The following is a 22838-nucleotide window of genomic DNA, read 5'->3' on the forward strand; positions in this document are numbered from 1 at the left end:
GATCAGTGCTCGGCGGGCGGAAGTTCGGCGAGGTGGCGCAGCGGAACCGGACAGGACAGCGGCCGCCGGTCGGGCGCGGGCTCCTCACCGGCCAGGGCCGCGACGGCCGGGCCGCACATCCGGCCCTGGCACCAGCCCATGCCGGCCCGGGTGAGGAGTTTGACGCTGCGGGCGTCCCGCGCGCCGAGGTCGCCTGCGGCCTCGCGGATCCGCCCGGCCGGGACCTCCTCGCAGCGGCAGACGACGGCGTCGTCCCGGAGCCAACCGGTCCACCCCTCGCCGGGGCGGTGGGCCGCGGCCATCGCGTCGGCGAAGGCGCGCAGCCGGGCGCGGCTGCGGGTGAGCCGGGCCCCGGGCAGCGCACCCGCGATGGAGTGCGCGGCCAGTTCGCCCTCGGTCATGGCCAGTTGGGCCCCGCCGATGCCGCCGGTCTCGCCCGCCGACCAGATGCCCGGGACGGAGGTCCGCTGCTCGGCGTCGAGGACGAGGGCGACGGTGCCGTCGGGGCCGGTGCGGGTTTCACAGCCGAGGCCGGTGGCGAGTTCCAGCTGGGGCACCAGCCCGTGTCCGACGGCCAGGGCGTCGCAGGGGATCCGGCGGCCGGTGCCGGGCAGCGGTCGCCAGTCGCGGTCGAGCCGCGCCACGGTGACGGCCTCGACCCTCTCGGTGCCGTGCGCCTCGGTGACGGCGTGCCGGGTGAGGAGCCGGACGTGGTGACGGGCCAGCGCCCCGCCGTAGGTGGCGGCCTCGACGAGCTTGCCGGGGTTGCGCAGCAGGGTGGGGACCTGGCCCGCGTACGCGGTGTAGGCGGCGGCCTCCACCACGGCCGGCACGGTGGCTCCGGCGGCGGCGAGCGACCCGGCCACGGCCAGCAGCAGCGGCCCGCTCCCGGCGACGACCACCCGCTTGCCCGGCAGGACCAGCCCGCCCTTGAGCATGGCCTGCGCCCCGCCGGCCCCGACCACTCCCGGCAGGGTCCAACCGGGGAAGGGCAGTTGCCGCTCGTAGGCGCCGGTGGCGATGAGCACGGCCCGGGCCGTGACGGCGGTGGCCCGCTCCTCGGGGGCGTGACCGGCGACGGCGTGCAGGATCCACTCCGCGGCGGGCTCGGCGACGTGCACCTGCCCGGGCTCCGGACGTCCGCGGCGCGCCTCGGCCGCCCCGCCCGGGACGACCGTCCACACGTGGTGGAGCGGCAGGTACGTGATCCGGCCGGCCGACTCGTGGGCGCGCAGGGCGGCTTCGCGGGTCGCGAACTCCGCCCAACCGTGGTGCAGCGCCTCGGGGCGGGCCGCGCCCAGGCCCGGGGCGGGGTGGCGGTAGAACTGCCCGCCGGGGCGGTCGCCCGCGTCGAGGAGCGTGACCCGCAGCCCGAGGCGGGCGGCCGTGACGGCGGCGGCGAGGCCTGCCGGACCGGCCCCGACGATCGCGAGATCAGCGTGGCCCGGACGACCGGCGCGGCCGGCCGGCTCAGACGGCGAGGTCGGCACGGCCCGTTCCTTCCTGGGTGGTGACGCAGTCCCCCGGCCCGGCCGGGACCAGGCAGGCGCGCTGGTTCGGGCGGCCGTTGACGGTGACGAGGCAGTCGTAGCAGCTGCCGATCCCGCAGAACGCACCGCGCGGGGCGCCGCCCTCACGCGTGGTCCGCCAGGCGAGGATGCCCGCGCCCCAGAGCACCGCGGCGATGCTCTGGCCGGGCACGGCGGGCAGTTCCCGGCCGTCGAAGGTGATCGCGTGCGCGGCTGCCGGGCTACCGCCGACCAGCGCGCGGGGGCTGCGCATCAGTGCTGCTCCTCAGGGGTGTCGGTGGCGGCCGGGTCCGCGGCGAAGCGGTCCGGACGGAACGGGTCGGCGGGGAGCGCCGGTTCGGCCCCCGTCAGGGCGGCGGCGATCAGCGCTCCGGTGGCGGGCGCCAGGCCGATGCCCGCGCCCTCGTGGCCGCAGGCGTGCAGCAGCCCGGGGCGCCGCGGGTCCGGGCCGATCGCCGGGAGGTGGTCGGGCAGGTAGGGGCGGAAACCGTGGTAGGTGCGCATCACCCGGACGTCGACCAGGACGGGGAAGAGCGCCGCCGCCTGGGCGGCCAGGCGGCGCAGGGCCTCGGTGGAGAGGGTGCGGTCGAAGCCGACCCGCTCCCGGGTGGCACCGATCAGGACCGGGCCGGACGGGGTGCCCTCGACCACCGCCGAGGACTGCAGGGCGGCGGAACCGCTGGCGACGTCCGCGATGTAGTCGGCCGCGTAGACCTTGTGCCGGACCACCCTCGGCAGGGGTTCGGTCACCAGGACGAAGCCGCGGCGCGGGAGGACGGGCAGGGTGACCCCGGCCAACCGGGCGATGTGGCCGCCCCAGGTGCCGGCCGCGTTCACCACGGCCGGGGCCAGGAGTTCGCGGCGCCGCGTACGCACGCCGCGTACGGCGCCCCGGTCCAGCAGGATCTCCGTCACCTCCTCACCGAGGAACACCTCGGCGGCCGGCGCACCGGGCGCACCCGACTCGCCCGGGGCGCGCGCCGCGGCCAGCAGCCGGGCTGCCGCCTGGGCGGGCTGGACCTGGGCGTCCTGCGGGTAGTGGAAGCCGCCCGCCAGGCCCTGGGCCAGGTGCGGCTCCAGGTCGTGCAGCGCGTCCGCCGCCACTTCGACCGCGTCGACGCCGGCCGCGCGCTGGCCCTCCGCGAAGTGCCGCAGGGCCTTCACGGTCCGCTCGTCGGGGGCAACGACGAGCCCGCCCTTGGGCTCGTACTCGATGTCCCGCGGGAGGACCGCGGCGAGTTCGGTCCACAGCCGGGTGGACAGCAGGGCGAGGTCGAGTTCGGGTCCCGCCTCCTTGTCGGAGACGAGCAGGTTGCCTTCGCCGGCACCGGTGGTGCCGCCCGCCACGGGGCCCCGGTCGACCACGGCCACGGAGAGTCCGGCGCGGGCCGCGTAGTAGGCGCAGGCCGCCCCGACGACGCCGGCGCCGATGATCACGGCGTCCAGGGAGTGTCTCTTGAGCACGACAGTAATATGTCACATTCTTTAGGGCCTGCCCAGATGCCCGGACCGGTCCCGCACCCCCCTCGGATGCGGGACCGGTCCGGTACCCGGCAGGTGGCCGGTCAGCTGCGGAGGGGACCCTCACAGCTGTAACTGGAGGTGCCCGCGACCTTGTTGGTCCAGATCTCCACCGGGCCGAAGGAACAGTTCATGTCGGCGAGGTTGTTCGAGGCCGCGCCCGCCCGGTCGAGGATGAAGTAGTCGACCGTCTCCGACATGTCCTTGAAGTTCTGGTCGTCGTTGCGCCAGTTCTTCAGGTTCGCGGTGATCCGGCCGGTACAGGTGAAGCGCCGCTTGCCCGCGTCGCCGTTCTCCACGCAGTCCGGCGTGTTGTACGTGGCCGTGGCGAAGGACGACTTGACCGAGGCGAGCGCCGCGTCGCGCAGCCGGTCGTTCGGGGTGAAGGAGGTGTTCGGCACGTAGAGCTGGTCGACCTTGGCGATCTGCGCGTCCAGGAAGCGGTCGTAGTCGCGCTGGAGGTAGGTGTCCGCGCCCATGCGGTGGCGCCAGGCGTCGTACGCCGCCACGTCGTCGGCCCGCAGGTGCGCGTACATCTCGCGCAGCAGGGTGGGCTTCTCGGTCCACAGGAACTCGAAGAAGGTGCCCGCGTAGCTGTAGAAGCGGAAGCCGTCGCCGTCGTAGGTGGCGTTCAGCAGCTGCTCGACGCTCATGCGCGGGCCGCCGCCGGCCGTGTCGCTGATGATGCTCTTGACGAGGGACTTGCGGACGGCGATGCCGTTGTCGCGGGTGGCGCCGTCGAAGAACTCGGCCGTGCCCTCGTCCATGGCGGTCGTCCGGTCGCCCTCGTACCAGGGGCCCTGGCCGAAGAAGCCGGGGACGGCGAAGCGGCCGTTGAGGTAGTGCGTGTACTCGTGGCGGAAGAGCTCCTCGAGGGTGAGGGAGGAGTCCTGGGGAACGCGGCGCTGGTAGGTGTAGAAGGTGGCGCCGTTCTCGATGTAGATGCCGCCGTTGTTGGTGCCGTAGCCGGTCAGGATCGGGTGGTAGTTCACGTAGTCGGCGCGGGAGGCGTAGAGCACGATGTTCAGCGTCGAGTTGGGGTCGCCCGCGAGCGGCTGGTCGGTGCCGAGCACGCGGTGGTACTGGGACTTGACCTGCTTGCTCGCGTAGTACAGCTGGTCGACGGTGGCCCGGTCCAGGGCCGTGCGGACCTTGATGGCGCCGTTGTCGTAGGAGTAGGTGTAGGGGAACAGCTGCTTCTCGATGTCCTCCTTGCACACCCCGTACGGCTTGCAGGCCTCGTAGAAGTTGAGCCAGGAGACGACCTTGGCCCACGGCTCGCTGCCGTCGCCGAAGGCGGAGCGGACGGGGCCGAGCATCGCACCGAGGTCGGCCACGACCCGCTCCCGCAGGCCCTCGACCTGGCCGAAGCGGGCGTACTCGCTCAGCGCGTCGCGCACCACCCAGGCGTTGCCCGTGTCCTTGAGGTGCGTGTAGGTGGAGAAGGCCTTGAAGGCGTCGCGGTAGGAGGAGTCGGCGGCCACCGCGGAGTGGAAGGCGGCGTCCTGGTTGCCCGGGTAGACGCCCAGGTAGGTGACGGAGAGGGCGGCGAGCGCGGCGCCGCCCCAGCCGGCGTCGAGGTGGGTGGCCGGGTGGGCCGGGTCCATGGTGGCCAGCACCTTCTTGATGAGGCCGAGCTGGTGCTGGCGCAGGCCGGGCGCGCTGCCGGCGTAGAGGGCCTCGCGCAGGGTGCGGGCGTTGCTGGGGGTCGCGTCGAAGGTGTGGGCGGCGGCGCCGAAGTCGGCGATGGCACGGCGCATGGCGTCGACGGTGGGGGCGTCGGTGACGTCGATCTCGGTGCGCGAGTAGTCGTGGTAGGCGACCGCGTGCAGGTACGTGAACATCTCCTCCAGGTGGGAGGAGTTGCGGCCGTCGTGAGCGGCGGCCAGGCCGGATATCCGGCGGGAGACGGCCTGGACGTGCGCGTCCGACATGACCGGCGTCAGTCGGGCGTCCCAGGTCCAGATGAGCCCGCGCAGACAGCCGTCGGCGAGGACGGCCTGGTCGCCGAGGAAGTCGGCGAACTGCTCGGGGCTGAGGCCGGTGATCCCGTCGAGGGTGCAGGGGACGCCCGCGGCGACGCTCTTCGCGGTGGGGGCCGCCTTGACCGCCTTGCCGCGCTTCTGCAGGTCGTCGACGGGCGCGGCGGCGGCCGTGGCAGCGCCGGGGACCTGCCCGGTGATGTTCTGCCCGCCGGGGGCCGGGGCCGGCGCCGGGGTGTTGTCCTTCTGGTCGGCGAGGCGGTCGACCTCGTCGAACGGGTTCCCCGTGGGGCCGGCGGCGGCGGGGGCGGCCTGTGCGCCGGCAAAGGTGGCCGGGGCCGCGAACTCGGCGGCCTGCGTGGTGGCCTGCCCCGCGGTGGCGAGGAGGGTCACGGCCACGGCGGAGGCGAGAAGGGAAGAGCGCACAGCTCTGTGCTTGAGCACCGAGGACTCCTGAGGGAGAGGCGAGGTGGGGGGTGGTGCGTGAACTGCCCTGCGTCACACGGCGTTTGACGGGGATTAACGTGCCGCGATGTGAGCTGTAACATAGTAATGTGAAATTGCACTGACAAGACCTGTGCGCCCACCAGTTCGCATCTTTCTTGAGGGAGTCCTCGTGACCGACGCGTCCGCCCGCCTCAACACGGGCAGTCACGACCGCCCGGTGTCCCCGGAGTTGTCCCGGTTCATGGCGGGCAACTGGGCCGCGACCCCGCTGCCCGACTCCGCCCGCGCCCCCGGCCACGCCGTCACCCCGGCCCGCCGGGCGCGGCTCTCGGCCCGCTTCCCGGGCGAGCGGCTGATCGTCCCGGCCGGGGAGCTGAAGGTCCGCTCCAACGACTGCGACCACCGCTTCCGCCCGCACAGCGCGTACGCCTGGCTGACCGGCCTCACCGGCGAGGACCAGGCGGGCCACGTCCTGGTCATGGAGCCGTCGGGCCCGCACGCCCACGAGGCCGTGCTGTACCTGCGTCCGCGCTCACCGCGGGCGGACGGGGACGGGGAGTTCTACCGGGACCGCCGGTACGGGGAGTTCTGGGTGGGCCGCCGGCCGGACCTCGCGGAGGCCGAGCGCCTCACCGGCATCCGCTGCGCGCACCTGGACGGACTCGGCTCACCGGCCGGCCGCAATGCGGCCTCCGATTCCGAACTCGCCGCCGCGCTGTCGGAGTTGCGACTGGTGAAGGATGCGTGGGAGGTCGAGCAGCTCCAGCTGGCCGTCGACCACACGACGGCTGGCTTCGAGGACGTCGTACGGGCCCTGCCGCGCGCGCTGGCGCATCCCCGCGGGGAGCGGTGGATCGAGGGGGTCTTCGGCCTGCGCGCCCGGGCGGAGGGCAACGGCACCGGGTACGAGACGATCGCGGCGTCCGGCGCCCACGCCTGCACCCTGCACTGGATCCGCAACGACGGCCGGCTGAACGGGACGGAACTGCTGCTCCTGGACGCGGGCGTGGAGACGGACACCCTCTACACCGCGGACATCACCCGCACCCTCCCGCTGTCGGGCCGCTTCTCCCCCGTCCAGCGGCAGGTGTACGAACTGGTCCTGGCCGCCCAGGAGGCGGGCATCGCGGCACTGCGCCCGGGGGCGAGCTTCGGGGACTTCCACCGGGCCGGGATGCGGGTGATCGCGGAGGGCCTGGCCGAGTGGGGCGTCCTGAAGGACGCGGAGGGCGACCTGCACCGGCGGTACACGCTGTGCAGCAGCGGCCACATGCTGGGGCTCGACGTGCACGACTGCGCGAAGGCCCGGGCGGAGACCTACCTGGACGGCGTCCTGGAGGAGGGGCAGGTCCTGACGGTGGAGCCGGGCCTCTACCTCCAGCCCGACGACGAAACCCTCCCGGCGGAGCTGCGGGGCATCGGCGTCCGCATCGAGGACGACCTGGTGATCACGGCGAACGGCGCCCGCCTGATGTCGGGTGCGCTGCCGCGCACGGTGACCGGCATCGAGGAATGGATGGGCCGGCTCCTGGAGACCCCCTAGACGCCGTGCGGGATGGCGAGCCGGGCGGTCAGCTCCTCGACGAAGGCCTCCACGTGGGGCGGGCGCGGTCCGGTGCGGGTGGCGCAGAACCAGGTACGGGTCAGCGGCCGCGCGCCGATGCCGACGAGGGCGAGGCCGTGCGAGGCCGCGTAGGGGGCGGCCACCCAGTTGGGCAGCACGGTCACGCCCTGGCCGCCGGCCACCATCTCGATCACCAGGTCGGTCACCACCGGCATGGTGGTGATCCGGGCCGGCCGGGCCCCGACGGGGATCGGCAGCGGCATCGACGGGATCCGCTTCTGGTCGTAGAAGTCGTAGAGGACGAGGTCGGCGCCGTCGAAGTCACGGGCGGTCAGGTGCGCGCGCGAGGCCCACGGGTGGCCCGCGGGCACCACCGCCACCATCTCGTCCTCGAACAGCCTGGTCAGCGACACCCGGTCCATCTGCAGGTCCGGCTTGGTGACCAGCGCGACGTCGACGAGGTCGGCGATCAGGGCCGGGATCGGCGCGTCGTCGGCAACCGTCTCGATGCGCACGTCGATGTCCGGTGCGCGCTCGCGGAAGGCGCGGAGCACCGGCGGCAGCCACGGGAAGGTCGTACTGCACTGCGCGGTGAAGCGGACCCGCCGGTCGCGCCCGTCACGGATCTCGCGCAGGTCCCGGGCCGCCGAGTCCAGTTCGCCGAGGACGTGGCGGGCCGCGACCAGCAGTCGGCGGCCCGCGGCGTTGGGGACCAGGCGGCGGCCCTTGCGGTCGAAGAGGGCCATGCCCAGACGGGCCTCCAGCCGGGTGAGCCGCTGGCTGAGGGCGGGCTGGCTCACGTAGAGCCGCTCGGCGGCCGCGGTCAGCGAGCCGGCCTCGGCGGTGGCGGCCAGGAGCTCCAGGTCACGCAGATCCACATCCATAACCGGGGATTATCACACGCTCCAATCTTCGTCGTGGTGTTATGGGTTGGGCGCTCCTAGGTTCGTGGTGTCAACCGGTCGGGACCCCGACGGACGACACCGACGAAAGGCACAGCGCCATGACCGCCACGCACACGGACATCAACGACACCACCACCACCGCTCTGGTCACCGGCTCCTCCAGCGGCATCGGGCTGGACATCGCCCGCGCCTTCCTCGCGAGCGGCGCGAACGTCGTCCTCAACGGCCGGGACGCCGACCGCCTCGCCAAGGCCGCGGCCACCCTCGGTCACCCCGGGCGGATCGCGTGGGTCGCGGGCGCCATCGCCGAGCCGACGACGGGCGAGGCCCTCGTCCGTACCGCCCTGGACCGGTTCGGCCGCATCGACGTCCTGGTCAACAATGCGGGCACCTTCGCCCCCAAGCCCTTCACCGAGGTCACCGAGGAAGAACTCGACGGCTTCCTGACCGGCAACCTCAAGGGCACCTACCTCACCACCCAGGCCGTCGTACGGGCGCTGCGCGCGCAGGGCCGGGGCGGCAGCATCGTCAACATCGGCACCGTCCTGGTGGACCACGCGCTGGCTGGCTTCCCGTCCTCCGCGCCCGTGGTCAGCAAGGCGGGGGTGCACGCGCTGACGACCAGCCTGGCCGCCGAACTCGCCGCCGACGGCATCCGCGTGAACCTCGTGTCCCCCGGCATCATCCGCACCCCGCTGCACGCGGGATCCGACGTGGACTCCTTCGGCGGGCTCGCCCTGCTGAACCGGGTCGGCGAGGTCGCGGAGATCTCCGAGGCGGTGCTCTACCTCGCGGGCGCCACCTTCGTCACCGGTCACGCCCTGCGCGTGGACGGCGGCCACGTCACCGGTCGCGCCTGATCCCGGACCCACCCACCCGCACCGGAAGGACATCCGTCACCATGCCGTACGTCAACGTCAGGATCACCCGTGAAGGCGCCACCGCCGCCCAGAAGGCCGAGATCATCGCCGGTGTGACCGACCTGCTGGTCCAGGTGCTCGGCAAGGACCCGGCCACCACCTTCGTCCTCATCGACGAGGTGGAGTTGGAGGACTGGGGCGTGGGCGGCGTCCGGACGGACGAGTACCGCCGTATCCGCGCTCGGAACTAGGCCGTCCCCGGGCGGGGTCCGGAGCGGGGACACGGTGGGGTGTCCCCGCAGGACCAGTGCGCGACCCGGCCGGCACGACCGGGCCGCCCGGCCGTTACGCGAGGACCGCGACCCCGTCGAGTTCCACCAGGGCCCGGTCGTCCCAGAGGCGGACCACGCCGATGACGGCCATCGCCGGATAGTCGCGGCCCGCCGACCGCCGCCAGATGCGGCCCAGTTCGGCCGCGTGGGCCCGGTACGCCGCCACGTCCACCGCGTACACGGTCACCCGGGCCAGGTCCGCCGGGGTGCCGCCCGCCGCGGCGAGGGCCGCCAGGAGGTTGGCGAGGGCGACCTCGAACTGCTCGGGGAGGCTTTCGCCCACCACCTTGCCCGCGCCGTCCAGGGCGGTCTGGCCCGCCAGGAACACCAGCCGGGTGCCGGTCGCCGCTACCGCGTGCGAGAACCCCGTCGCGGGCGAGAGCTCCGCCGGATTGATCCGCTCCAGGCTCATCGCGCCGCCACCGCCCCGTACAGCTCCTTCGCGATGATCGTGCGCTGCACCTCGCTCGCCCCCTCGTAGATCCGCGGCGCCCGCACCTCCCGATAGAGGTGCTCGAGCAGGTGGCCGCGCTGGAGGGCGACCGCGCCGTGCAGTTGGACCGCGTGGTCGACCACGTACTGGGCCGTCTCCGTGGCCAGCAGTTTCGCCATCGCCGCCCGGCGCGGGACGTCCCCGGCCCCCCGGTCGTAGGCTCCGGCCGCCGCGTACACCAGCAGTCGGGCCGCCTCCGTGCGGGTGGCCATCTCGGCCACCCGGTGCGCCACAGCCTGGAGATCGCTCAGCGTTCCGCCGAACGCGGTCCGGTCCGCCGTGTACGCGAGCGTCGCGTCCAGCGCGGCCCGGGCCATGCCCACCGCGAAGGCGCCGACGCTCGGCCGGAAGAGGTTCAGGGTGTCCATCGCGACGCGGAAGCCCCGCCCGGGTTCGCCGATCAGGTCCCGCGGGCCGACCGGTACCCCGTCGAAGGCGAGGGAGCCGATGGGGTGCGGGGAGAGCATGTCCAGGGGTGCGCCGGAGAGTCCGGGGCGGTCGGCCGGGACCAGGAAGGCCGAGACCCCCTTCGCCCCCGGCCCCTCCCCCGTTCGGGCGAACACGGTGTAGAAATCCGCCTCGGGAGCGTTGGAGATCCAGCACTTCTCACCGCTGAGCCGCCAGCCACCCCCGGCGGCCGCCGCATCGGCGGTCGCGGCCAGCGCCAGCGCCGCCGCGTCCGAGCCCGCCCCCGGCTCGCTCAGCGCGAAGGCCGCGACCGCGCGCCCGGCGCGCACCTGCGGCAGCCAGCGCTCCCGCTGCTCCTCGCTCCCGGCCCGCAGGACCGGGTACGCCCCGAGCCCCTGCAGGGCCAGCGCCGTCTCGGCCTCCGTGCAACCGTAGGCGAGGGATTCCCGCAGCAGGCACAGTTCCAGCGCGCCCGAGGCGAACACCCGCTCCAGCAGGCCCAGCTCCCCCAGCGCCGCCAGCAACGGCCGGTTGACCCGCCCCGGTTCCCCCTTCTCGGCCAGTGGCCGCAGCCGCTGCACCGCCAGTGCGCGCAACTGCCCGCACCACTCCTCCTGGTCCACTCCGAGCGCGAATCCGGTCATCCGAATGTCCCCGCATCTATCGCGTCCTGTTGACTGCCGTCACCATCACGATACGCTCCTGGAAGGACCTCCGGCCGTGGCCGGGGGAACTACCGCACGGCCGGCTCCACCCCACCCCGGACCGCTGCAAGGGGGGCGACCCGCCTTGGACCTCAAGCCTTCCGCTCACACCGACACCTTCGCCCGCGACCACCTGCCACCCGCGGACACCTGGCCGGAGCTCCTCTTCGATCTGCCCGAGCTGGCCTATCCGGACCGCCTGAACTGCGGGGCCGAGCTGCTCGACGCCACCATCGCCCGGTTCGGTCCGGCCGGCGCCGACCGCCCGGCCTTCCGCAGCGCCGCGGGCGAGGTGTGGACGTACGGGGACCTGCGCGAGCGCGTGGACCGCCTGGCCCACGCGCTCACCGTCGACCTCGGCGTGGTCCCCGGCAACCGGGTGCTCCTGCGCGGGCCCACCGGCCCCTGGCTCGCCGCCTGCTGGCTCGCGGTGATGAAGGCGGGCGCGGTGGCCGTCACCGTACTGCCCCAGCAGCGCGCCCAGGAGCTGGCCACCGTGTGCGCGATGGCCCGGGTGGGGCACGCCCTGTGCCACGCGGACGTGCTGGACGACCTGGTCAAGGCCGAGGTGCCGGGGCTGCGGATCACCGTGTACGGAGGCGCGGACCCGGGGGACCTGCTCCGGCTGGCCGAGGGGCATCCCGATCCTTTCCCGGCCGCCCCGACCTCCGCGGACGACGTCGCCCTGATCGCCTTCACCTCCGGGACCACCGGGCGGCCCAAGGGCTGCATGCACTTCCACCGCGACCTGCTCGCCGTCGCCGACACCTTCTCCCGCAGCGTGCTGCGGCCCCGCCCGGACGACGTCTTCGCGGGCAGCCCGCCGCTCGGCTTCACCTTCGGCCTCGGCGGACTGGTCGTCTTCCCGCTGCGCGCCGGTGCCTCGGCGCTGCTGCTGGAGGAGGCGGTGCCGCGCCGGCTGCTGCCCGCCCTCGCGGAGCACCGGGTGACGGTGCTGTTCACCGCGCCCACCGCCTACCGGACGATGCTGGACGCGCTGGGCCCGTACGACGTGGGCATGTACGACCTGTCGGCGCTGCGCCGCTGCGTCTCGGCCGGGGAGAACCTGCCCGCCGCCACCTGGCAGGCCTGGTACGAGCGCACCGGCCTGCGCATCATCAACGGCATCGGGGCGACCGAGCTGCTGCACATCTTCATCTCCGCCGCCGACGAGGACATCCGGCCCGGTACGACGGGCCGGGTGGTCCCGGGCTGGGAGGCCCGGGTGGTGGACCGGGCCGGCCGCCCGGTCCCCGACAACGAGCCGGGACTGCTGGCCGTGCGCGGCCCGGTGGGCTGCCGCTACCTGGCCGATCCCCGGCAGGGGGAGTACGTACAGGGCGGGTGGAACCTGACCGGCGACACCTACGTCCGCGATGCGGAGGGCTACTTCCGCTACGTCGCCCGGGCGGACGACATGATCGTCTCGGCGGGCTACAACATCGCGGGCCCCGAGGTGGAGGAAGCCCTGCTGCGCCACCCGGACGTGGTGGAGGCGGCGGTGGTGGGCCTCCCGGACGAGCGGCGCGGGCAGATCGTGGTGGCGTACACCGTGGCGCGCGACGGCGCGGTGCTGACGGAAGAGGTCCTGCGCACCTTCATGCGGGCGGAACTGGCCCCGCACAAGTGTCCGCGTTCCTTCGTCTTCCTCCCCGCCCTCCCCCGTACCGCCACGGGCAAACTGCAGCGCTTCCGGCTGCGCGATCCCGGCGCCCGGCCCGATCGGCCCGACAGGACCTAGAGTGAACCCGTGGTCGAGCAGCACACTCCGCGATCCCTGATCGTCACGTTCTACGGAGCCTACGGGCGGGCCTTCGAGGGCCCGGTCCCGGTGGCCGCGTTGATCCGCCTGCTGGGCGCGGCCGGCGTGGACGCCCCGTCGGTCCGCTCGTCGGTGTCCCGGCTGAAGCGGCGCGGCTTCCTGCTCCCCGAGCGCGCGGCGGACGGCTCGGCGGCGTACGGGCTCTCCGAGGAGGCCCGGCAGCTGCTGGACGACGGCGACCGCCGGATCTACGGCAGCCAGCAGCTGACGGACGAGTGGCTGGTGGCGGTGTTCTCGGTCCCGGAGCAGGAGCGGAGCAAGCGGCACCTGCTGCGCTCGCGGCTGGCCCGGCTCGGCTTCGGCGCGGTGGCGCCGGGCGTGTGGATCGCCCCGGCCCGGCTGTCCGAGGAAACCGCGCACACCCTGGAGCGGCTGCACCTGACCCCGTACGTGGAGCTCTTCCGCGGCGCCCACCTCGGTTTCGCCCCGACCGCCGAGGCGGTGGCCCGCTGGTGGGACCTGACGGCCCTGGCCAAGCAGCACGAGCAATTCCTCGACCTGCACGAACCCGTCCTGCGGGCGCTCCGGTCGGGCCCGGAGCCGACCCCGGAAGGGGCCTACCGGGACTACCTCCGCGCGCTGGACACCTGGCGCCGGCTGCCGTACGCCGACCCGGGCCTGCCGCGGGAACTGCTCCCGGCGGACTGGCCGGGCGACCGGGCGGCGGCCGTCTTCGCCGAGCTGCACGAGCGGCTGCGCGACATCGGGGCCGGGTTCGCGCAACCGTAGGCGCCGGAGACCGCGTCACGAGGTGGTGTGACGCATCCCGATCTTCCTCCCGCGAGGCCGCCCGGACGGCGGGCCACGGCTCTCCTACCGGTGACGGCGGCGCTGGTCGGAGCCGTGGCCGGGTGGGCCGCCGTCGCACTCGCCTCCCACGCCCGTGCGTACTGCGACGCGGGCTGGGAAGCGGGCGGTCGGTTCGAGATGACCTTCCTGCTGGTGCTGATGGTGCCGGGGTGCGCCGTGCTCGCGCTGCTGATCGCCTTCCTCTCGCGACGGCTGCCCCGGTGGTCGCGGCCCGTGCCGGTCCTGCTCGTGCTCGCAACGGTGGTGCTCGTCTTCTTCGCCTCGACGGGGACGCTGGACGGCTACCCCGGGAACCCGGAGCGGTGCGGGCCGGACAACGTGCCGCCGTGGTGGCCGGGGTGGCTGCCCGCGTGAGAAATCCGGGTGCGGGCGGGCCGCACGCCGCGCCACGATGGGTCATGCCCTGGACATTCAGCACGGACCTGACGGCCTATCTGGTCGCGGCGGGCCCGGCCGCGGCCGCACGGCCCGTCGCCAACACCCTTCTCCTGACCGTGGCCGATGCGCTGCAGCGGCGCGGGCCCCGAGCCTACGGCGACGGCACCCCCTTCTTCGGCTGGTGGACGGGGGCCGACGGCGCCGTCGCCGGCGGCCTGCTGTGCACCCCGCCGTTCCCGGCCGTGCTCGGCGTGCTGCCCGGGGAGGCGGTCCGGGCGCTCGGGGCCGCGCTCGCCGACGAGCCACTGCTCGCCGGGGCGCCCGGGTTCAACGCCCGCCGCCCGGACGCGCAGGCGTTGGCCGAGGCCTGGGGACGGCCCAGCCGGATCGCCGAGGAGGTGCGCCTGTACCGGCTGGCCGGCCTGGTCGACCCGGATCCCGCTCCGGCCGGGCGGGCCCGGCCCGCCACCGGGGCGGACCTCCCGCTGCTGTTGGAGTGGATCACGGCCTTCAAGGCGGAGGCCGGCGTTCCGGGCAGCGCCTCCGAGGCCGTGCTGCGCGACCGGATCTCCTACGGCGGGCTCCGGCTGTGGGAACACGCCGGGACTCCCGTCTCGCTGGCCGGCTTCTCCCGTCCGATCGGCTCGGCCTCGCGCGTCGGCCCGGTCTACACCCCGCCCGAGCACCGCGGCCGCGGCTACGCCGCCGGGATCACGCACGCCGTGAGCGAAGCGGCGTACGCGGCCGGCGCCACGGAGGTCCTCCTCTTCGCGGACCTGGCCAACCCCACCAGCAACGGCGTCTACCTGCGCCTGGGTTACGCCCCGGTCGAGGACCGCGCCGAGATCGTCGCGGCGTGACGGGCCGGACCGCGGCGGGGTCCGTACCGGCATGCGGGCCGGGCCTTGACCTCAAGCGCCCTTGAGGTCCGAGAATGATCCACATGACGACCGAAAGCACGGACCGGACCGCTGACATCGAGGCCATTCACCAGGTGGTGGCCGCCGTCGAGGCCTCCCAGCAGGCCAAGGACCCCGACGCCTTCCTCTCCCTCTTCCACCCCGACGCCCTGTGGACCACCGGCGGCGGCAAGGTCCTCATCGGCCTCGACGCCATATCCGAGTTCACCCGGGCGGTCCTGCCCGGCGCGAGCTGGGACGGCCGGGTCAGCTACACCGTCACCCACCTCCAGTTCCTCCGCCCGGACGTGGCCGCGGTCAAGGTCCGCCAGCTCTACCACTCGGCCGACGGCCCCGGGGACGAGGGCGTCCCGACGTACGTGATGACCAAGGACGACGACGGCCACTGGCTCCTGACCGTCTGCCAGAACACCCAGGTACCCAAGGCGCAGGCCGCCTGACCGGACGCCGGCTCCCCTGTGGGCCCGCCCCCGTATTCGGGTGAACCCTCGGCCCGGCCGGCGGGCGGGGACGCCGTACCGGCGTGGCGTGGTCCCCGTCGCGGAACGCAAGGCGGGACAGACCCCCACAGAGAGGCACGCGTCCCTCATGCGCCGTCGGTTCCTGCTCGCCGCCACCGCCGCGGCGACCGCCTTCACCGCCACCCTGTCGCTCGCCCTGACCGCACCCGCCGCCTCCGCCGGAACGGGCGGGGGCGGCGACGAGCACGAGCCCTGGGTGGTGCGCTCCGCCGCACAGCGCACGGACGCCAAGGCGTTCCGCTCCCTGTGCGGCGAGCAGACGGGACGGTGACTGGGGCGGGCACGACCCGAAGAACCCGGAGAACACCATCTCCGTGTCCGCCATCGGGGCCTGCACCGAAGGACCGGTCACCCTCTCCGGCGTCATCACGATCGGCTTCCGCCAGTACGCGTACCAGCCGCTCGCCGAGCGCCCGGGCTGGTACGAGCTACAGGAGATCGACTCCCTCGCACTGCCGCCCAGCGGGATCGGTGTCGACACGGTCAACGGCCAGATCCTGGGCGACGCCCAGAACAACAACGCCGCCGTCGCGCTGCAGAACGCGGACACCCTGGCCGGTTACCGCGCCTCCCTCGTGACCAACCGCCGCTCCCCCACCCTGTCGCACGACCCCGTGGGCGCGGGCACGGTCCGGGTCAGCGAGTACGGTCCGTACGACCCCGGCACGCAGGTCACCGTCACCGCCGTCCCCAACCCCGGCTTCCAGTTCGACGCCTGGGCCGTCGACGGCATCGAGCTGGAGGGGAACAACCCGAACTACCAGCTCACCATGAACGCGAACCGGACCATCAACGCCCTGTTCGTCCCGATCCCGCAGCCGTAGGCACCCGCCACGCACCACTCGGCTCCCGTACGGGCCGCGGCCTAGCCGCGGCCCGTCGGCGGTGTACGGCTGCCCGCGCGGTAGGGGGCCGGCCAGGGCGCGCCGGGGCCTTCGTAGGACTGCTCGGCGGCCGCGTGCAGGGTCCAGTGGGGGTCGTAGAGGTGGGGGCGGCCCAGCGCGCAGAGGTCGGCGCGGCCGGCCAGCAGCAGGGAGTTCACGTCGTCCCAGGAGGAGATGGCTCCGACGGCGATGACGGGGACGCCGAGCGCGCCCCGGATCCGGTCGGCGTACGGGGTCTGGTACGAGCGCCCGTACTCGGGGGCCTCGTCCGCGACGACCTGGCCCGTCGACACGTCGATGGCGTCCGCACCGCGGGCGGCGAAGGCGGCCGCGATCCGTACCGCTTCCTCGGGGGAGGTGCCCCCGGGTGCCCAGTCGGTGGCCGAGAGCCGGACCGTCATCGGGCGGTCCCCGGGCCACACTTCCCGCACCGCGTCGAAGACCTCCAGCGGGAAGCGCAGCCGGTTCTCCAGGCAGCCGCCGTACTCGTCGTCACGGTGGTTGGTCAGGGGGGACAGGAAGCCGGAGAGCAGGTAGCCGTGGGCGCAGTGCAGTTCCAGCAGGTCGAATCCCGCGTCGGCGGCGCGGACGGCGGCGGCCGCGAAATCGGAGCGCAGCGCCTCCAGGTCCGCGCGTGCGAGGGCGCGGGGCAGCGCCGAGACGCCCGGCTGGTAGGGCAGCGCGGAGGCGGCCACCAGCGGCCAGTTGCCCTCGGGCAGGGGGTCGTCCATGCCCTCCCACATCACCCGGGTCGAGCCCTTGCGGCCGGCGTGCCCGAGCTGGACGCCGAGGGCGGTACCGGGTGACGAGGTGTGGACGAAGTCGGCGATCCGCTTCCAGGCGGCGGTCTGTTCCCGGGTGTAGAGGCCGGTGCAGCCGGGGGTGATGCGGCCCTCGGCGGACACGCAGACCATCTCCGTCATCACCAGTCCGGCCCCGCCGAGGGCGCGCCCGCCCAGGTGTACGAGGTGGAAGTCGCCCGGCACCCCGTCTTCGGCCGAGTACATGTCCATCGGTGAGACGACGACCCGGTTGCGCAGGGTCAGCCCCCGCAGGGCGAAGGGCGTGAACATCGCGGGAGTGCCGTCCGGGCAGCCGAAGTCCCGTTCCACCGCCCGCGTGAACCGTGCGTCGCGCATCCGCAGGTTGTCGTGCGTGACCCGGCGGCTGCGGGTGAGGAGGTTGAAGGCGAACTGCCGGGCGGGCTGGTCGACGTATCCGGCGATCTCCTCGAACCACTGCCGGCTCGCGGCCGCCGCCCGCTGGGTGCTGGCGACCGCCGGTCGGCGGGCCGCCTCGTAGGCGGCGAGGGCGGCCGGGACGTCGTCCGGCGCGGTGCCCACGGCCTCGGCGAGCGCGAGCGCGTCCTCCACCGCCAGCTTGGTCCCCGACCCGATGGAGAAGTGGGCGGTGTGCGCCGCGTCGCCGAGCAGCACCGTATTGCCGTGCGACCAGCGCGCGTTGACGACGGTACGGAACTGCGTCCACGCGGAGCGGTTACCGTGCAACGGGCGGCCGCGCAGGGCCTCGCTGAAGATCTTGGCGCACCGGGCCGCCGACTCGTCCTCGTCGCACAGGTCGAAGCCGGCCGCCCGCCACACCTCGTCGCGCATCTCCACGATCACCGTGGAGGCATCGGCCGAGTAGGGGTAGGCGTGCAGCTGCATGACCCCGTGCTCGGTCTCCGCGATCTCGAAGCGGAAGGCGTCGAAGGCGAAGTCGGCGGCGAGCCAGATGTAGCGGCAGCGTCCGCCGGTCAACGTCGGCCCGTAGTGCACGGCGCCGGCCTCCCGGATCGCGCTGTGCACGCCGTCGGCCGCGACCACCAGGTCGTACGAGGCGGCGAGCTCGGCCGCCGCCGGGGCCTCGGAGCGGAAGCGCAGGCGTACGCCGAGGCCCGCGCAGCGCTCGTGCAGGATCTCCAGCAGCCGACGCCGCCCGATGGCCGCGAAGCCGTGGCCGCCGGAGGTCAGCAGTCGGCCGCGGTGCACGATGTCCACGTCGTCCCAGCGCACGAACTCCGCGCTCAGGGCCGTGTGGACGACGGTGTCGGCCCGCTCGATGCCGCCGAGGGTCTCGTCGGAGAGCACTACGCCGAAGCCGAAGGTGTCGTCCGGGGCGTTGCGCTCCCAGACCTCCACCGTGTGGCCCTGGCGGGCCAGCAGCGCGGCGGCGTACAGCCCTCCCGGTCCCCCGCCGACGACGGCGACCCGCATGGCACCAGGAGTCATGTGGCCTACCTGCCCTTCCACTCCGGCGGCCGCTTCCCGGTGAAGGCCGCGTGGAACTCCGCGTAGTCCTGGCCGTGCATCAGCAGGGCCTGCGTGTTGGCGTCCAGCTCCACGGACGCGGCCAGCGGCATGTCGAGCTCGGCGGTGAGCAGCGCCTTGGTCTGCGCGTGGGCGAGGGCGGGGCCCGCGGCCAGGCGCGCGGCGAGTTCGGCGGCCCGTACGTGGGCCTTGCCCTCCTCGGTGAGCTCGCTGAGCAGGCCGATCCGCTCGGCCTCGGCCGCGTGGACGGGCTCTCCGAGCATCAGCAGGCGGGTGGCGTGGCCGAGTCCGACGACCCGGGGCAGCAGGTACGCCGCGCCCATGTCGCCGCCGGAGAGACCGACGCGGGTGAAGAGGAAGGCGAAGCGGGCGGTGGGGTCGGCGATCCGGAAGTCGGCGGCGAGCGCCAGGACGGCGCCGGCGCCGGCGGCGACCCCGTGTACGGCGGCGATCACCGGGAAGGGGCATTCGCGCAGGGCGCGCACCACCTGGCCGGTCATCCGGTTGAAGTCGAGGAGCTGGGCGGTGTCCATCGCGAGGGTGGCACCGATGATCTCGTCGACGTCCCCGCCGGAGCAGAAGCCGCGCCCCTCGCCGCCGAGCACGAGGGCGCGTACGGAGCGCTCACGGGACAGTTCGCCGAGCAGATCGCGCAGGTCGGCGTAGGCGCCGAAGGTGAGCGCGTTCAGCTTCTCGGGGCGGTCGAAGGTGACGGTGGCGACGCCGTCCTGCCGGGTGACCCGGAGGTGGTGCCACCGTTCGGTCGCTGGTGTGGAACCGGTGAAGGGGCTCACACCACCGACGGTATCACCCGATCGTGACTGCCGTCACAGAAGCACGACACATTGGCTCCGTCGGCGACCCCGTGCGGTCCCGCCGGGGTGCCCTGCGGAATGAGAATTCGACTTCGTATCGTTGAAACCGGGAGTTCACCACGCTCCGACGACCCCGGCCCTGACCCCGACCCCGACCCCGACCCCACGTGACCCAGCCCCCGGAACGGATGGTCCCTCCTTGCCCGACACCTCCGCCTGGCGGATCGCCCTGCCCCACACGGCGGCTGCCGTACCCATGGCCCGCGCCCTCGTCCGCACCGCGCTGGCCGACGCCGACGCGCCCGCCGACCGGGACACCGCGGAGCTCCTGACGGCGGAACTGGTCGCCAACGCCGTGGAGCACACCAGCTCCGGCGCCCCGATCGAGCTGGTCGTGGAACTGCTCGCGAACGGCTGTCAGGTCGAGGTCCACGACGGCGATCCGTGCCCGCCCGGCGACCTGTCGACCCGCCCGGAGGCCGGCCGGCCCGACCCCTGGCAGGAGCACGGCCGCGGCCTGCTGCTGATCCGGAGCTTGAGTTCGGACTGCGGCCACCGCCCCACCCCGCACGGCAAGGCCGTGTGGTTCACCCTGCCCGCGCAGCGCACCGGCCCCGCCCGCGCATGACGCGGCGTATGACTATGCGTCACCCCGGCCGGACCGGCCGGGTCGACCGAGGGTGGCGACGAGCACGGCCTTGATGGTGTGCAGCCGGTTCTCGGCCTCGTCGAAGACGATCGAGTGCTCCGACTCGAACACCTCGTCCGTCACCTCCAGGGAGTCGAGCCCGTGCCGCTCGTGGATCTCCCGGGCCACCTTGGTGCCGAGGTCGTGGAAGGCCGGCAGGCAGTGCATGAACTTCACGTCCGGGTTCCCGGTGGCGCGCAGCACGTCCATGGTCACCGCGTACGGGGACAGGACCGCGATCCGCTCGTCCCAGACCTCCTTGGGCTCCCCCATGGACACCCAGATGTCGGTCACGACGAAGTCCGCCCCGGCGACCCCCTCGGCGACCTCCTCGGTCAGGGTGAGCCGGGCCCCGCTCTCCGCCGCGAGCTCCCGCGCCGCGGCCACCACCGACTCGGCCGGCCAGTAGGACCGGGGCGCGACGATCCGCACGTCCATGCCCAGCAGCGCACCGGTCACGAGGTAGGAGTTGCCCATGTTGAAGCGGGCGTCGCCGAGGTAGGCGAAGGCGATCCGGTCCAGCGGCTTGGTGGTGTGCTCGGTCATGGTGAGCAGGTCGGCCAGCATCTGGGTCGGGTGCCAGTCGTCGGTGAGGCCGTTGAAGACGGGGACGCCCGAGTGGGCGGCGAGCTCCTCGACGGCCTGCTGGCTGTCACCCCGGTACTCGATCCCGTCGAACATCCGGCCCAGCACCCGGGCGGTGTCCTTGACCGACTCCTTGTGGCCCATCTGGGAGCCGGCGGGGTCGAGGTAGGTGGTGTGCGCACCCTGGTCCGCGGCGGCGACCTCGAAGGCGCAACGGGTCCGGGTGGAGGTCTTCTCGAAGATCAGCGCGATGTTCCGGCCCTCGAGCAGGCGCTGCTCGACCCCGGCCTTCTTGGCCGCCTTCAGGTCGGCGGCGAGCTCGATCAGGCCGCGGAACTCGGCGGCCGTGAAATCCAGCTCCTTGAGAAAACTGCGGCCGGCGAGGTCGGTGGCCATGGGGTCGCTCCAGCGTCACGGTGACAGGGGATGTTGGAAGTCTATACGATCCTCTGTATTGATATACAGACCGGGCCCGGGGTCTTCCCCCGGACCCGGGACCCCTCCCCCGGCCCGGCCCGCCTCAGACCGCGTCCCGCTCGACGGGACAGCTCATGCAGCGCGGCCCGCCCCGGCCCCGGCCCAGCTCGCTGCCCGGGATCTCGATCACCTCGATGCCCATCTTGCGCAGGTGCGTATTGGTCGTCACGTTCCGCTCGTAGGCGACCACGACCCCCGGCTCCACGGCAAGCACGTTGCACCCGTCGTCCCACTGCTCGCGCTCGGCCGAGTGCACGTCCTGCGTCGCGGTCAGCACGCGGATCGAGTCCAGGCCGAGCGCCCCCGCGATCGCCCGGTGCATGTGGTCCTCCGGGTGGTCGGTCACCTTGAGCTCGTGCGGCCCGCCGCCCGGCTCGATCGTGTACGAGGGGAGCATCCCGAGCCCGGCGTACTGAGTAAACGTATCTCCGTCGACCATCGTCATCACCGTGTCCAGGTGCATGAAGGCCCGCGACTTGGGCATGTCGAGCGCCACGATGGACGTCGCCGAACCGGCCGCGAACAGGCCGCGTGCCAGCATCTCCACCGCCTGCGGGGTGGTCCGCTCGCTCATCCCGATCAGCACCGCCCCGTTGCCGATGACCAGGACGTCCCCGCCCTCGATCGTCGAGGGGTAGTCCGACTGCCCTTGCGACCAGTAGTGGAAGGCGCCGGAGGTGGTGAAGAGCGGATGGTGCTTGTAGATCGCCTCGAAGTGGACCGTCTCGCGCTGCCGGGCGGGCCAGCGCATCGCGTTGATGGACACCCCGTCGTAGATCCAGGCGGAGGTGTCCCGGGTGAAGAGGTGGTTGGGCAGCGGGCCCAGCAGGAAACCGTCCAGGTCCAGGGCGTGGAAGCGCACCGACACCGGCTCGGCGTGCCGCTCCAGGAACTCCCGCTTGGTCATCCCGCCGACAAGGGCCTCCGCCAGCTCGGCCGAGGTCAGCCCGTCGAAGGCCGACCGCAGGTGGTCGGTGGCGAGCGGCCCGTACTCCTTCTCGTCGAAGACCCGGTCCAGTACGAGGTGCCTGGCCTCCGGGATGTCGAGGGCCTCGCACAGGAGGTCACCGAAGAGGTGGACCTCCACGCCCCGGTCCCGCAGCACGTCCGCGAAGCCGTCGTGCTCCTGGCGGGCCCGGCGCACCCACAGCACGTCGTCGAAGAGGAGTGCGTCCTTGTTGCTCGGTGTGAGCCGCTTCAGCTCCAGGTCGGGCCGGTGGAGGATGACGCGGCGAAGCCGCCCGGTCTCGGAGTCGACATGGAATCCCATGCCGTACACACTCCCAGACCGAACGGCTTTTTGACGTGGCGTCCGCTCAGCGAGGGGTGCCGAGGCCGAGAAGCGCCGAGGGGGCGCCGGTGAGCTCCGGTGTGGTCAGGCCCAGTTCGGGCGCGGTCAGGTTGGGCACCCCGGAGTTGGAGGAGTCCGGCATCGTCAGCAGACCACCGGCGACCAGGCCGGGGGTCCGGGCGAGCAGGCCGGTGGCCGGCGCCTCGACGGAACCCTCGCCGTCCGTCTCCGGCTTGCCCAGCAGGTTCGGCACCGGGGAGGTGACGAGGGTCTTGCCGAGCTCGGTGCCGACCGGCACCGACGGGAGCAGTGGGGTCGGAAGCATGTTCCCCTTGTGGAAGCGGGGCGACTCGGGCGCGCCGACGACCGGCACCGGCACACCGGTGCCCACGCGCGGGGTGTCCACGCCCAGCGTGGTCTTCACGGCGTCCAGCGGGACACCGACCGGCACCGACTGGGCCACGGCCGGGGTGGCCGCGCCGGCCGCAGCCATACAGGTCATGAGCGCCGCAATGCTTCCGCGCGCGGTCATCTTCATAGGTGACGTTCCGTCCTTCCAGGGTCGCGGACATTCCGCTGCCCTGGATGAACGATCCCGCCGGTGGTTTTCCCGGAGTTCTCCGCGAAAGTTC

Annotated in this window: 23 protein-coding genes; 11 read left to right on the top strand and 12 right to left on the bottom strand. The window is 73.4% G+C overall.

All coding sequences use genetic code 11. The annotated features are described in order from the left end of the window. Positions 1–2: 2 nt before the first annotated feature. The 4 genes from OG386_RS12970 to OG386_RS12985 form a co-directional block, all read right to left on the bottom strand. Positions 3–1490 (bottom strand): FAD/NAD(P)-dependent oxidoreductase, encoded by a 1488-nt coding sequence (locus OG386_RS12970; RefSeq protein ID WP_328788299.1) that lies wholly within the window; start codon positions 1488–1490, stop codon positions 3–5. Beyond that, positions 1471–1782, bottom strand: a complete 312-nt coding sequence (locus tag OG386_RS12975; RefSeq protein ID WP_328788300.1) for a (2Fe-2S)-binding protein — start codon at positions 1780–1782, stop codon at positions 1471–1473. The genes OG386_RS12970 and OG386_RS12975 overlap by 20 nt, the downstream gene beginning before the upstream one ends. Continuing rightward, entirely contained in the window at positions 1782–2993 is a 1212-nt protein-coding gene (locus tag OG386_RS12980; RefSeq protein WP_328788301.1) for an NAD(P)/FAD-dependent oxidoreductase, read from the bottom strand. Before OG386_RS12980 ends, OG386_RS12975 begins: the two co-directional genes overlap by 1 nt. Positions 2994–3094: 101 nt before the next feature. Continuing rightward, positions 3095–5476, bottom strand: coding sequence for a collagenase (locus OG386_RS12985; protein WP_328788302.1), 2382 nt, complete (start codon positions 5474–5476; stop codon positions 3095–3097). Positions 5477–5648: 172 nt separating this feature from the next. On the opposite strand from OG386_RS12985, the gene OG386_RS12990 reads away from it, so the two are divergent. Beyond that, positions 5649–7022 (top strand): aminopeptidase P family protein, encoded by a 1374-nt coding sequence (locus OG386_RS12990; RefSeq protein WP_328788303.1) that lies wholly within the window; start codon positions 5649–5651, stop codon positions 7020–7022. Here OG386_RS12990 and OG386_RS12995 read toward each other — a convergent pair. Continuing rightward, positions 7019–7927 carry a LysR family transcriptional regulator gene (locus tag OG386_RS12995; RefSeq protein ID WP_328788304.1) on the bottom strand — a complete coding sequence of 303 codons (909 nt, stop codon included), beginning with the start codon at positions 7925–7927 and terminating at the stop codon, positions 7019–7021. The genes OG386_RS12990 and OG386_RS12995 overlap by 4 nt on opposite strands. A gap of 119 nt (positions 7928–8046) precedes the next feature. Here OG386_RS12995 and OG386_RS13000 point away from each other — a divergent pair, with 119 nt between their 5' ends. Together OG386_RS13000 and OG386_RS13005 are read left to right on the top strand one after the other, a co-directional pair. Beyond that, positions 8047–8808, top strand: coding sequence for an SDR family NAD(P)-dependent oxidoreductase (locus OG386_RS13000; protein WP_328788305.1), 762 nt, complete (start codon positions 8047–8049; stop codon positions 8806–8808). A 41-nt stretch (positions 8809–8849) separates the two neighbouring features. Further along, the gene (locus OG386_RS13005) at positions 8850–9059 is read left to right on the top strand and encodes a tautomerase family protein (protein ID WP_328788306.1); all 210 of its coding nucleotides are present in this window, start codon (positions 8850–8852) and stop codon (positions 9057–9059) included. 94 nt (positions 9060–9153) lie between these two features. Here OG386_RS13005 and OG386_RS13010 read toward each other — a convergent pair whose 3' ends face one another. Next, positions 9154–9552, bottom strand: coding sequence for a RidA family protein (locus OG386_RS13010; RefSeq protein ID WP_328788307.1), 399 nt, complete (start codon positions 9550–9552; stop codon positions 9154–9156). Then, a complete protein-coding gene (locus OG386_RS13015) occupies positions 9549–10685 on the bottom strand; it encodes an acyl-CoA dehydrogenase family protein (protein WP_328788308.1) in 1137 nt (378 codons plus the stop codon). Before OG386_RS13015 ends, OG386_RS13010 begins: the two co-directional genes overlap by 4 nt. A gap of 145 nt (positions 10686–10830) precedes the next feature. Between OG386_RS13015 and OG386_RS13020 the strand changes: the two genes are divergently transcribed. The 7 genes from OG386_RS13020 to OG386_RS13050 all read left to right on the top strand — a co-directional run bounded on the left by OG386_RS13020 (position 10831) and on the right by OG386_RS13050 (position 16020). Beyond that, the gene (locus OG386_RS13020) at positions 10831–12486 is read left to right on the top strand and encodes an AMP-binding protein (RefSeq protein WP_328788309.1); all 1656 of its coding nucleotides are present in this window, start codon (positions 10831–10833) and stop codon (positions 12484–12486) included. Between the two features lie 9 nt (positions 12487–12495). Further along, entirely contained in the window at positions 12496–13296 is an 801-nt protein-coding gene (locus OG386_RS13025; protein WP_328788310.1) for a PaaX family transcriptional regulator, read from the top strand. A 90-nt stretch (positions 13297–13386) separates the two neighbouring features. Further along, positions 13387–13731 (top strand): hypothetical protein, encoded by a 345-nt coding sequence (locus tag OG386_RS13030; protein ID WP_328788311.1) that lies wholly within the window; start codon positions 13387–13389, stop codon positions 13729–13731. Between the two features lie 44 nt (positions 13732–13775). Further along, a complete protein-coding gene (locus OG386_RS13035; RefSeq protein ID WP_328788312.1) occupies positions 13776–14615 on the top strand; it encodes a GNAT family N-acetyltransferase in 840 nt (279 codons plus the stop codon). Between the two features lie 74 nt (positions 14616–14689). Continuing rightward, complete coding sequence (locus tag OG386_RS13040; protein ID WP_405789070.1) at positions 14690–15115, top strand: SgcJ/EcaC family oxidoreductase; 426 nt, start codon at positions 14690–14692, stop codon at positions 15113–15115. Between the two features lie 148 nt (positions 15116–15263). Continuing rightward, the gene (locus OG386_RS13045) at positions 15264–15467 is read left to right on the top strand and encodes a hypothetical protein (protein ID WP_328788314.1); all 204 of its coding nucleotides are present in this window, start codon (positions 15264–15266) and stop codon (positions 15465–15467) included. A 43-nt stretch (positions 15468–15510) separates the two neighbouring features. Continuing rightward, on the top strand, positions 15511–16020 hold the full coding sequence (locus OG386_RS13050) for an InlB B-repeat-containing protein (RefSeq protein ID WP_328788315.1): 510 nt from the start codon (positions 15511–15513) through the stop codon (positions 16018–16020). A gap of 41 nt (positions 16021–16061) precedes the next feature. Here OG386_RS13050 and OG386_RS13055 read toward each other — a convergent pair whose 3' ends face one another. Both OG386_RS13055 and OG386_RS13060 read right to left on the bottom strand, forming a co-directional pair. After that, entirely contained in the window at positions 16062–18311 is a 2250-nt protein-coding gene (locus OG386_RS13055; RefSeq protein WP_328788316.1) for a bifunctional salicylyl-CoA 5-hydroxylase/oxidoreductase, read from the bottom strand. 5 nt (positions 18312–18316) lie between these two features. Further along, positions 18317–19144 (bottom strand): enoyl-CoA hydratase family protein, encoded by an 828-nt coding sequence (locus tag OG386_RS13060; protein WP_189739142.1) that lies wholly within the window; start codon positions 19142–19144, stop codon positions 18317–18319. 220 nt (positions 19145–19364) lie between these two features. Between OG386_RS13060 and OG386_RS13065 the strand changes: the two genes are divergently transcribed. Then, on the top strand, positions 19365–19793 hold the full coding sequence (locus OG386_RS13065) for an ATP-binding protein (protein ID WP_328788317.1): 429 nt from the start codon (positions 19365–19367) through the stop codon (positions 19791–19793). A 12-nt stretch (positions 19794–19805) separates the two neighbouring features. On the opposite strand, the gene argF is transcribed toward OG386_RS13065, so the two are convergent. From argF to OG386_RS13080, 3 genes are all read right to left on the bottom strand, one after another. Continuing rightward, positions 19806–20834 carry an ornithine carbamoyltransferase gene (gene argF, locus OG386_RS13070; protein ID WP_328788318.1) on the bottom strand — a complete coding sequence of 343 codons (1029 nt, stop codon included), beginning with the start codon at positions 20832–20834 and terminating at the stop codon, positions 19806–19808. A 124-nt stretch (positions 20835–20958) separates the two neighbouring features. Then, positions 20959–22185 carry an arginine deiminase gene (locus tag OG386_RS13075; RefSeq protein WP_327382764.1) on the bottom strand — a complete coding sequence of 409 codons (1227 nt, stop codon included), beginning with the start codon at positions 22183–22185 and terminating at the stop codon, positions 20959–20961. Between the two features lie 46 nt (positions 22186–22231). Beyond that, positions 22232–22738: a hypothetical protein gene (locus OG386_RS13080; RefSeq protein ID WP_328788319.1), complete on the bottom strand. Its 507-nt coding sequence runs from the start codon at positions 22736–22738 to the stop codon at positions 22232–22234. Positions 22739–22838: the final 100 nt, after the last annotated feature.

The sequence above is a fragment of the Streptomyces sp. NBC_00273 genome, assembly GCF_036178145.1.
In the GTDB taxonomy this organism is placed as follows: domain Bacteria; phylum Actinomycetota; class Actinomycetes; order Streptomycetales; family Streptomycetaceae; genus Streptomyces.